Raw genomic sequence first — 10,898 nt, 5'->3', positions numbered from 1 at the left:
TTGCCGGAGCGTCTGCAATGATCCCCATCAACCTCATCCAATCCACCGCCGAAACGCTGATGAACAAGGCCGCGATTGAGATCCCCGAGGATTATCTGACCGGGCTGAAACAGGCGGCAGAGACTGAGGACGGCGATCTGTCGTCGTTTGTGTTGCAAGCCATGCTCGACAACTATGAGGCGGCCAAGGAAGATCGCCGCGCGATGTGTGGTGACACCGGGGTGCCGCGCTGGTTTGTGAAACTGGGCAACGAGGCACAGGTTGAGGGCGGGATGATCGCGCTTGAGGCCGCTTTGCGCCGCGCGACGGCCAGCGCTACCAACGGTGTGCCATTGCGTCCTAACCGGGTGCATCCGCTTTGGCGCACGGATCATGACAACAACGTCGGCATCGGCGCGCCCGAGATTGAATATGGGTTTGAACCGGATGGTGCTTGGATCGATCTGATTACGGTTCACAAAGGCGGGCTGTTTGGCACAGACTACCGCATGCTCTTTCCGTCTGACGGCATTCAGGGGATCAAGCGGTTCTATCTGGATAGCTTGATGGCCTTTGGCAAACGCGGTCTGGCCTGTCAGCCTGCCATCATCGGGATCGGCCTTGGTGGGTCCAAGGATATCTGCATGACACTCGGCAAACGCGCGAGCGTGTTGCGCACCGTTGGCAGCCGAAATTCGGATCCGCGCATCGCCGAGATGGAGGACGAGTTCAAGGAGTTGGGCAATTCCATCGGCATGGGGGCCATGGGGTTTGTGGGCAAGAATATGGTGATCGATTGCAATATTGAGGTTGGGTATTGCCACACCGGTGGGATGCCCATGTCAGTGCACGCCTTTTGTTTGTCATCACGTAGGGCCGTGGCGCGCATCTACGCAGACGGCCGGGTTGAGCATCGCACAGACCCAAATTGGTTCACGGACTATCAGCGACGCGAAACTGTCGAATGGGAACCCCAGCAGGAGGCGGCCGAATGAGCCCGCGTAAACCCCGTGAGGTCCGCCTGTCCACCACCCCCAGCGCTGAGGCTATTGCGGACCTGCGCTTGGGCGATGTCGTGTACTTGGATGGCTTGATGTATACCGCGCGCGAAGGCGTCTATATGCGCGCGCTAGAAGAACAGGCCAACATTCCGATGGAATTGCCCTCGCAAAGTGCGGCGAACTTCCACTGCTCACCTGCGGCGCGGATTAATCCGGATGGCTCATTCGATATGGGGGCCGTGACGGCCACGGCTTCGTTCCGATTTGCCAAGTGGCTGCCCGAGTGGATGGCGAAAACCGGGGCCAAGTTAATTGTCGGTAAGGGCGGCATGACCTCCAAAGACTATAAGGAATACTTCGTTCCCAATGGGGCGGTTTATCTGTCGACCGTCGGCTATGGCACAGGTGCTCTTTTGGGGCGCGGGGTTGAGGCTGTTGAAGCGGTGCATTGGAATGAGGAACTGGGTCTTGCGCAGGCGATGTGGGTGATCCGGTGCAATCGGATGGGCCCCTTTATTGTCGCCTCGGACCTAAACGGTGACTGCCTGTTTGAGCGTGAGAACGCCAAAATCGCCGAGAATGTTGCGCGTGTCTACGAAGGCACAAAACCGGCTGTGCTTAAACGTTACGGCGAAAGCGATGATCGCACCGATGAAGTGATCTAGAGCAGCTCACTCACCATAATCCCAAGGCCCATGGCGAGGGTCAGTAGGATCAACAGGCGCCGAAAACCGGTGTCACTGAGCCTGCGAAAGACGGCGATGCCGACCTGCGCAGCGATCAAGCCAAGCGGCACGGTGACCAGCAAAGCGGTTTGCGCGGTTGCGTCAAAGGCACCCTTAAAGGCGAGGGCTATGACCGTTGTGGACAGGATAGCCACGTTGAACGGTTGGAGCACGGCGCGGGTTTCGGACTTGGTCCATGGCCGCAGCGATACCCACATCTGTGGCAATGCACCTGACACACTGGCGGTCCCGCCAAGAACGCCGCCAAGCAGACCCACGAGGCTATCGAGCCATGGGGTTGGTTTTTTAAACGCAGGCAGGGCAGCGCGCATGCTAAAATAACCACCGTAGACAATCAGCAACCCCGCAATGGCAAGGCGTAGGGTCCCTGCATTGATGTAATCCAACAGCATGACCCCGACCGATACGCCACAGAGCCCCGGGATCAGAAACCGCATTAGGCGTTTGGGCTGTGACAGGATCTCAGCCCGGACAATCCAAAGACCCTGAAGGCCTGCAAGAACGGACATGAACGCTACGATAAAGACGGCTGTGATCGGCTCTAGCACCACAAGGTAAAAGCCGAGCGCGAAGAGCGCGGTGCCGGTGCCCGACAGGCCATTGATGAAGCCGCCCGCCATCGCGCCAAGGGCCAAATAGAGGAATATGTCGTAGGTCATTGGGCCTCTCGGGCGGTGTCGACGACCATTTGCAGAGCTTGGGAAATCTCCTGCAGGGCGCGAGTTTTGATCTGATCCTCACGGTAGGCCAGCCCCAGAATGCGCAGCGGGGCGTCTGGGCCAAGCGCCATCCGTTTGACATGGGTATCGCTGGCCTGTGGAACCGCAAGTCGCGGCACAATCGACACGCCTAGGTTTTGCTGAACCATGCTGGTGATGGCCTCAAGGCTGTCCAGTTCCATCGTCTCGGCCACGCGGATGCGTTTCGACAAAATCCAAGTATCGATTAACGAGCCGACCACGGCGTTGCGGTTGAACCGGATGAAAGGGCGGCTTTTGAGGAGGATTTCTGGATCATCCTCTGGCTCTTGCGCTGCGGCGATCAGCTCAAGCGGTTCGCGTGCCAGTTCAAAGAAATCGAGGCCAACGGGCATCAGGTGCGGTTTGGTCACGATGGCCGCGTCTAGTGCGCCGCGTTCAACATCCGTTAAAAGGGCGCGTGTTAAGCCGGGGCGGATGTGCAGCCCGGTCTTGGGGAATTTGGCCTTGAGGATCGACATCGCGCGGGGGGCCAGCCCTGTCAGGGTGGTCGGTATCGCCCCCAGCGTGACTGTGCCGCTAAGGCCGCCATCAGCCAAGACGGATGGCACAAGATTGTTGTAATCGTTGATAATTTTGCGCGCGCGGGTCACGACCTCTAGTCCCGTTTGCGTCAACTCGGGGGTGCGGGTGCTGCGATCAAACAGCTCAACGCCAAGGTCTTCTTCAAGCGTGCGCATCTGCTGGCTCACGGCGGCATGGGTGACATGCACCACTTTGGCCGCAGCGCTAAAGGTCTTTGCATCGGCAACTGCAACAAGGGTTTTGAGCAACCGAATGGTCATCGGGGTGATCCGATAAGATTAAGCATTGCTTTCGATTTCCGCAGAATTTTTGGTTTGTGTGTAATCTATAGTGACCGACGCCAAAGGGGGAAAGCGTATAAGTCGCCTGTGCCCGCCATCGAACTCCCCCCCTTGCGGGCCGAAGAAACCCGCGCATAGTGCGAGTAGGCACGCAGTGGGGGCATTCGGATGTTTTCGGGTTTTCAAGAGATTGACATAGACTTGTCTGATGCGACCATTCACGCCCGTGTGGGCGGTGATGGCCCGCCGCTTTTGTTGCTGCATGGATATCCGCAAACGCATGTCATGTGGCACGTCGTGGCAGAGGATCTGGCGAAGGCGCACCGCGTTGTCGTGGCCGATCTGCGCGGCTATGGCGATTCCGTTGCTAAAACGGACGATTTTACATTTCGCGCGATGGCTCAGGATCAGGTCGATTTAATGCGACACTTGGGGCATGAAGCGTTTCATGTTGTATCTCATGATCGGGGCGCGCGGACGGCGCATCGGATGGTTCTGGACCATGGGGATGCCGTGCAATCGCTTGTGCTCATGGATATTTTGCCCACGCTCGATGTGTGGCGCACGATGGATGATTGGCTGGCGCAGCGATACTATCATTGGGTGTTTTTGGCCCAACCCGGGGATATGCCGCGCCGACTGATTAATGCGGATCCGATATGCTATTTGCATGCCGCTTTGCTGGGCTTGGCTGGTTCGAAAGAGATGTTCGATACCCGCGCGCTGGCGGAATATGAGCGTGCCGCACGCAACCCATCAGTCGTGGCTGCATGGTGCGCGGATTACACGGCTGCTGCCAATGCTGATCGTGTTCATGACGCCAGTGACGAAGGCCGAACCAGTGATATTCCGTGCCTTGTGTTGTGGGGGCGACGGGGCGTGATCGCACACCATATCCATCCGCTTGATGCGTGGCGCGCGTGGTTCCCGAACGTCATTGGGCAGGACGTTGATGCGGGGCATTTTCTGGTAGAGGAGCGCCCCGATGAAGTGTTGGCCGCAGTGTCCCAGCACTTGGCGGCGGTGCGCTAGGGCGCGATAGATTGTGGTGCGACCACGATACGGGTGTTGGCGGCCTGGCACATGGATTGGGTGCCCCTTGGGGGAGCGTGATCGGTGAAAAACACATCAATCGAGCTGAGCGAGGCTATGCGCGCGGGGGCCTTACGTTCAAATTTGGAGGTATCCGCCACTAGAAAAACGTGCTCACTCCGGCTGATAATCTCTTTGCTGACGCCGACTTCTTGGAAATCGAAATCAAGGATTTCGCCAGCTTCGTGCAACGCAGAGCATCCGATGACCGCGTAATCAAAGCGGAACTGACCAATGGTTTGTTTGGCCAAATCCCCGATCAATCCACCGTCAGAACGCCTAAGATTTCCGCCAGTCACGACCACTTCGATGGCCTTGTTGGCCGATAGGATCATGGCGATGTTGATGTTGTTGGTTACAACGATCAGCCCCTCGTGGTGGAGCAATTCTGCGGCCACCGCTTCGGTTGTCGTGCCAATATTCAGGAAGATTGCGCAATCGTTAGGAATTTCTCGGGCGCAGGCGCGGGCAATATCCACTTTGGCGGAGTTGTTCAGTTCACGCCGTTCGCTGTAGCCAATGTTGGCTGTTGTTGAAGGCAAGATCGCGCCGCCATGCACGCGCTCTAGCTGACCGGAATCGGCCAATTCGGTCAGATCGCGCCTGATGGTTTGTGGCGTCACCCCAAAATGAGACACCAAACCCTCAACCGTCACGAGCCCTTCGCGACGGGCGATATTGATGATCTCGGGTTTGCGCAGTGTTTGAACCATAGGGACGCCTTATTTTCGCTTAGCCGTTGTTATAGTGCGTTTGTGTTCGATTCCATGAAAACTTCGCGGCGATTAGTGTATTTTGTTGGCTGTTTGGATGAAATGCCTCGGAAAAGGGCGATTTTCTCGTTTATATCTATCTGATTTTTATCATTATTTAAAAATTCGATCACAAACGAACATTTTTATCTTCCATATGGGCGCGTTTCTTGCCAGAAATTCATCAACGGGCGGGAGGCCCGTGTGGGAGGAAAGTTTCATGGAGTCGAGGTTCGACCTGCTGGTAATCGGCGGGGGCATCAATGGGTGCGGGATCGCACGGGACGCCGCTGGGCGTGGCCTGTCGGTTGCCGTGGCTGAGATGAACGACATTGGCTCGGCGACGTCCTCGGCCTCCACCAAGTTGTTCCATGGCGGTCTGCGGTACCTCGAATATTTCGAATTTCGGCTGGTGCGGGAATCGCTGATTGAGCGTGAAATTCTGCTCAAGGCGATGCCGCACATCTCGTGGCCCATGCGGTTTGTGCTGCCTTATCACAAAAGCATGCGGTTCGATTCTACGACGCCAACGTCCAAGTTGTTGAACGTTGTGATGCCGTGGATGAAGGGGCGTCGTCCCGCTTGGCTGATCCGGTTGGGCCTGTTTCTGTACGACCACCTAGGCGGGCGGGAACTGCTACCCGGAACGTCGCGCTGTCATTTGCGTGGATCAGCTGAGGGCGCGCCGTTAAACTCCAAATTTGAACATGCGTTCGAGTATTCCGATTGCTGGGTGGAAGACTCGCGTCTGGTCATTCTGAACGCGCGGGATGCCGAGGCGCGTGGCGCGAAAATCCTGCCACGCCAAAAGGTTGTATCTGCCGACCCCGTGGGTGGTGGATGGCGGGTGACGCTAGAAAACACCACGACTGGGTCTAGTGAAACTATCACTGCGCGCATGGTTGTTAATGCAGCGGGCCCTTGGGTGGGCGACGTGCTGCGCGGCACGCTGAAGAGCAACCAGCAAGGCGGTGTCCGATTGGTGCGCGGCAGCCATATCGTGACAAATCGGCTCTATGATCACGACAAATGCTACTTTTTCCAAGGCGCAGACGGGCGGATCATTTTCGCCATTCCGTATGAGACAGATTTTACGCTGATCGGCACCACCGACGCGGACCACGACGACGCCGCGCAGGCGCCCGAATGCACCGCCGAGGAGCAGAGCTATCTAATTGATTTCATCAACCAGTACTTGGCAGAGCCCATCAGTGATGCGGATGTCGTCTGGACGTATTCTGGCGTGCGCCCTTTGTACGATGACGGGGCCAGTAGCGCGACTGCGGCCACGCGCGATTATGTGCTTGAACTGGACCAAACGCGTGGTGCGCCCGCGCTGAACGTTTTTGGCGGCAAGATCACGACCTATCGCCGATTGGCCGAAAGTGCTTTGGAAGAGATTGGCAAAGTGTTCCCTGATTTGGCTCAGCCCTGGACGGCGGGTGTGCCGCTTCCTGGGGGGGATTTCCCGGTTTCGGGGGCCGACCGGCTGATCCAAGATATCCGTGCGGCCTACCCGTTTGTCGGGGCCAGATGGGCAAAACGGCTGGTCCGGGCCTACGGGACGGATGCAAAGGATATGCTCGGTAGTGCGCAGTCACTGACTGATATGGGCGAGGATTTTGGCGCCACCTTGACCGAAAAAGAGGTGCGGTGGTTGATGGAAAATGAATACGCGCAGCGGGCCGATGATGTGGTTTGGCGGCGCAGCAAGCTGGGTTTGTTAATGAGCAAAGATCAAATTGCACATCTCGACGAGTGGATGCAGGACGCTCTAAAGTTGCAGCAAACTGCGGCAGCGGAATAGGGGGGGCTATGACACTCGAGCTTAGAAATGTGTCCAAGGTCGTGGGCGGCCAGACGCATATTTTTCCAACCGATTTGACCCTGAACAAGGGGACAATGAACGTTTTATTGGGGCCGACACTGTCGGGCAAGACGTCGTTCATGCGGTTGATGGCGGGGCTGGACAAGCCGACGACAGGCCAGATTTTCTGGCAAGGTCAGGATGTTACTGGAATGCGTGTGCAGGACCGGCAGGTCGCGATGGTCTACCAGCAGTTCATCAATTACCCTACCATGACGGTCTACGACAACATTGCCTCGCCGATGCGGCTGCTCGGCAAATCCCGCGCTGAGATTGACGCGTCCGTGCGCAAGGCTGCCGATCTGATGCAGCTTTCGCCGCTGCTTGATCGCAAACCGCTTGAGCTATCAGGTGGGCAGCAACAGCGGTGTGCTTTGGCCCGTGCGTTGGTGAAAGATGCGGGGCTGGTTCTGCTGGATGAGCCGCTCGCGAACCTTGACTACAAGCTGCGCGAAGAGTTGCGCGTTGAGATCCCCAAGATCTTCGAAGAAGCCGGTTCGATCTTTGTTTACGCAACGACCGAACCAGAGGAGGCCCTCTTGCTTGGTGGTTCCACGGCTGCGCTCTTTGAAGGGCGCGTCACCCAGTTTGGCCCCACACCTACCGTCTACCGTCAGCCAGTTGATGCGACCACCGCGCGGGTGTTCAGCGATCCGCCAATGAACTTCCTGAGGGTTAGCAAGACGGGTTCAAAGATCATGTTTGGTGATGGTCAAAGCGCGCCTGCGATGGGCCCGATGGAGGGCTTGGCCGATGGGCGATATCTGGCTGGGTTCCGCCCAAACCATGTGGAAATCACGTCTCATGCGAACGGCGCAATGGCGTTTGATACCAAGCTTGTTGTGACCGAACTGACCGGGTCCGAGACGTTCGTGCACCTCGATCACCATGGTGAGCGGTGGGTCGGTTTAGTCCACGGCGTGCACGACTTGGAACTGGGCGCGGCCCTCAAAGTCTATCTGGATCCGCGCCATGTCTACATCTTTGGCGAGGGCGGCGAGTTGGTCGCGCCCGCGTCCTATGCGCTGGCGGCCTGAGGGGGCACTATGGCAAAAATTACGCTCGATAACCTTGCGCATTCGTACCTGCCCTCGCCGAAAGGCGAAGATGATTTTGCGTTGAAGGAACTGAACCACGACTGGGCTGATGGTGAGGCATATGCCCTCTTGGGGGCCTCCGGTTGTGGTAAATCTACGCTTTTGAACATCATTTCCGGGCTGCTGCACCCCAGCCAAGGGCGGATTTTGTTTGATGATGTCGATGTCACGCACGCCTCGACGGCGGATCGTAACATCGCCCAAGTGTTCCAGTTTCCGGTGGTCTACGACACGATGACCGTCCGCGATAATTTGGCGTTTCCGTTGAAAAACCGTGGTGCGCGCCCGCAGTACATCGCTGACCGTGTTCAACAGATTGCGCAGATGATCGGGATGGAGGCAGAGCTGGGCAAACGCGCGCGTGGCCTGACTGCGGACGCCAAGCAAAAGATCAGCCTAGGGCGCGGCATGGTCCGAGAGGACGTGAACGCCCTGTTGTTCGATGAGCCGCTCACCGTGATCGATCCGCATATGAAGTGGGAGTTGCGCACGCAGCTTAAATCGCTTCATCACGAATTTGGTCACACGATGATCTATGTCACCCACGACCAGACCGAGGCCCTGACTTTCGCGGATAAGGTCGTCGTAATGTATGACGGGCGGGTCGTTCAGATCGGCACGCCGCAAGAACTGTTTGAACGGCCCGAACACACGTTTGTGGGCTATTTCATCGGCTCCCCGGGGATGAACGTGATCCCCGCTGCGATTGATGGGCAGATGGCAAATATCCACGGTGCAACCGTCGCCCTGCCGCAGGCCTATGATGCTTTGGACGGCAAGGTAGAAATTGGCGTCCGGCCTGAGTTCGTGACCCTGACCGAGGGCGAAGGCCTGCCGGTCAAGGTCCGCCGGGTTGAGGATGTAGGCCGCCACAAGATCGTGCGCGCGGACCTCTTTGGTAGTGAAATTAACATCGTTGCTGGTGAGGATACCTCAATCTCACCCGATATGACGCGCGTGACCTTCGATCCCGCCCATGTAAACGTTTACGTCAACGATTGGCGTCGCGCAGGAAAGGCCGCCTGATGGAAAAGACAGTCAACCAAAAGGCATGGTTCCTTGTTCTTCCGGTGCTGGTTCTGGTGGCATTTTCGGCCGTGATCCCGTTGATGACGGTGGTCAATTATTCCGTGCAGGACACCTTTGGGAACAATCAGTTTTTCTGGACGGGGTTGGAGTGGTTCGAAGAAATGCTCCGCGACGATCGGATGTGGGATGCGCTCGGGCGGCAGCTAATGTTTTCAGGCATCATCCTCCTGATCCAAATCCCGCTTGGCGTTTTCATAGCTCTCAACATGCCCAAAAGCGGATTTTGGGTGAGCTTCTGTTTGGTGGTCATGTCTCTGCCGCTGTTAATCCCTTGGAACGTGGTTGGCACGATTTGGCAAATCTTTGGTCGCGTTGATATTGGCCTTCTGGGGCACACGCTTGCGGCGATCGGGGTTGATTATAACTACACCAGCGATCCGTTCGCGGCATGGGTGACGATCATCGTGATGGATGTTTGGCACTGGACGTCACTGGTGGCCTTGCTCGCCTATGCGGGTCTGAAATCCATCCCCGACGCCTATTACCAAGCCGCCAAAATTGACCAAGCCAGCCGTTGGGCAGTGTTCCGCTACATTGAACTGCCCAAGATGATGGGCGTCTTGATGATTGCGATCCTTTTGCGGTTCATGGACAGCTTTATGATCTATACCGAGCCATTCGTTGTCACCGGTGGCGGCCCCGGATCTACGACAACGATGCTGTCGATTGATCTGGTGAAAATGGCGCTTGGTCAGTTTGATCTGGGTCCTGCGGCTGCGTTCTCGATCATGTACTTCCTCACGATCCTATTGATCTCATGGGTGTTTTACACCGTCATGACCAACCTCGAAAAGCGGGAGGGTTAAGCCATGACCGACGCATCCATCACTGCCCCCAAGGCCCGCGCCCTGCCAAAGGTCAAAAGCAGTACCATCGTTATGGGGCTTTATCTGCTGTTCTTGATGCTGCCGATCTATTGGCTCCTGAACATGAGCTTTAAGACCAACACAGAGATCGTCAGCACCTTTACCCTGTGGCCTGCGAACCCGACGCTCGATAACTATCGCACGATCCTAACGGACCCTGCGTGGTACACGGGCTACATCAACTCGCTGATCTATGTGGTGATGAACACGGTTATCAGCCTCGCGGTGGCGCTGCCTGCGGCTTACGCGTTTTCGCGCTACCACTTCATGGGCGACAAACACCTGTTTTTCTGGCTTCTGACAAACCGTATGGCGCCACCTGCCGTGTTCGCTTTGCCGTTCTTTCAGCTGTATTCAAGTGTGGGTTTGTTCGACACGCACATTGCCGTGGCGTTGGCGCATTGTCTGTTCAATGTGCCGCTGGCCGTGTGGATTTTGGAAGGCTTCATGCGCGGCGTGCCCAAAGAAATCGACGAGACAGCCTATATCGACGGCTATTCGTTTGGGCGGTTTTTCGCGAAAATCTTTATGCCGCTCATTGCATCCGGGATCGGCGTTGCGGCGTTCTTTTGCTTCATGTTCTCATGGGTTGAACTGTTGCTGTCGCGGACGCTGACGACCGTGGATGCCAAACCCATCGCCGCGATCATGACCCGGACCCAAGGGGCTGCGGGCATCGACTGGGGCGTGCTGGCGGCGGCTGGCATTCTGACGATCGTGCCCGGCGCGCTCGTGATCTATTTTGTTCGCAACTACATCGCCAAGGGCTTTGCCCTGGGCCGAGTTTAGAGGGAGGCGCCGACATGGAATGGATGGCATGGACATGGCCCACCGCGATTTTCTTT

At 57.0% G+C, this 10,898-nt stretch carries 11 protein-coding genes; 8 read left to right on the top strand and 3 right to left on the bottom strand.

The genetic code is table 11. The features are described 5' to 3' along the window. Positions 1–17 precede the first annotated feature (17 nt). Together AC4GMC_RS15225 and AC4GMC_RS15220 are read left to right on the top strand one after the other, a co-directional pair. A complete protein-coding gene (locus AC4GMC_RS15225) occupies positions 18–974 on the top strand; it encodes a fumarate hydratase (RefSeq protein WP_487876166.1) in 957 nt (318 codons plus the stop codon). Beyond that, entirely contained in the window at positions 971–1,645 is a 675-nt protein-coding gene (locus AC4GMC_RS15220; protein WP_487876167.1) for a fumarate hydratase C-terminal domain-containing protein, read from the top strand. Before AC4GMC_RS15225 ends, AC4GMC_RS15220 begins: the two co-directional genes overlap by 4 nt. Here AC4GMC_RS15220 and AC4GMC_RS15215 read toward each other — a convergent pair. After that, positions 1,642–2,385: a sulfite exporter TauE/SafE family protein gene (locus AC4GMC_RS15215; RefSeq protein WP_487876168.1), complete on the bottom strand. Its 744-nt coding sequence runs from the start codon at positions 2,383–2,385 to the stop codon at positions 1,642–1,644. The genes AC4GMC_RS15220 and AC4GMC_RS15215 overlap by 4 nt on opposite strands. Then, positions 2,382–3,269 (bottom strand): LysR family transcriptional regulator, encoded by an 888-nt coding sequence (locus AC4GMC_RS15210; RefSeq protein WP_487876169.1) that lies wholly within the window; start codon positions 3,267–3,269, stop codon positions 2,382–2,384. The genes AC4GMC_RS15215 and AC4GMC_RS15210 overlap by 4 nt, the downstream gene beginning before the upstream one ends. Positions 3,270–3,458: 189 nt before the next feature. On the opposite strand from AC4GMC_RS15210, the gene AC4GMC_RS15205 reads away from it, so the two are divergent. Then, a complete protein-coding gene (locus AC4GMC_RS15205; protein ID WP_487876170.1) occupies positions 3,459–4,322 on the top strand; it encodes an alpha/beta fold hydrolase in 864 nt (287 codons plus the stop codon). Here the strand turns inward: AC4GMC_RS15205 and AC4GMC_RS15200 are convergent. Next, complete coding sequence (locus AC4GMC_RS15200) at positions 4,319–5,095, bottom strand: DeoR/GlpR family DNA-binding transcription regulator (protein ID WP_487876171.1); 777 nt, start codon at positions 5,093–5,095, stop codon at positions 4,319–4,321. The genes AC4GMC_RS15205 and AC4GMC_RS15200 overlap by 4 nt on opposite strands. A 259-nt stretch (positions 5,096–5,354) precedes the next feature. Here AC4GMC_RS15200 and glpD point away from each other — a divergent pair, with 259 nt between their 5' ends. Genes glpD through AC4GMC_RS15175 form a run of 5 tightly spaced genes read left to right on the top strand, consistent with a single transcriptional unit; the run spans position 5,355 to position 10,842 of the window. Next, positions 5,355–6,941 carry a glycerol-3-phosphate dehydrogenase gene (gene glpD, locus AC4GMC_RS15195; protein WP_487876172.1) on the top strand — a complete coding sequence of 529 codons (1,587 nt, stop codon included), beginning with the start codon at positions 5,355–5,357 and terminating at the stop codon, positions 6,939–6,941. Positions 6,942–6,949: 8 nt separating this feature from the next. After that, positions 6,950–8,038, top strand: coding sequence for an ABC transporter ATP-binding protein (locus AC4GMC_RS15190; RefSeq protein WP_487876173.1), 1,089 nt, complete (start codon positions 6,950–6,952; stop codon positions 8,036–8,038). Between the two features lie 9 nt (positions 8,039–8,047). Further along, positions 8,048–9,124, top strand: a complete 1,077-nt coding sequence (locus tag AC4GMC_RS15185) for an ABC transporter ATP-binding protein (RefSeq protein WP_038005821.1) — start codon at positions 8,048–8,050, stop codon at positions 9,122–9,124. Then, positions 9,124–9,993, top strand: coding sequence for a carbohydrate ABC transporter permease (locus AC4GMC_RS15180; protein ID WP_487877511.1), 870 nt, complete (start codon positions 9,124–9,126; stop codon positions 9,991–9,993). Before AC4GMC_RS15185 ends, AC4GMC_RS15180 begins: the two co-directional genes overlap by 1 nt. Before the next feature lie 3 nt (positions 9,994–9,996). Further along, positions 9,997–10,842, top strand: a complete 846-nt coding sequence (locus AC4GMC_RS15175) for a carbohydrate ABC transporter permease (RefSeq protein ID WP_487877510.1) — start codon at positions 9,997–9,999, stop codon at positions 10,840–10,842. Positions 10,843–10,898: the final 56 nt, after the last annotated feature.

It is taken from the genome of Thalassobacter sp. (assembly GCF_982993085.1).
The sequence above is the reverse complement of the archived record's forward strand: the minus strand, read 5'-3'. Positions and strand labels throughout refer to the sequence as shown.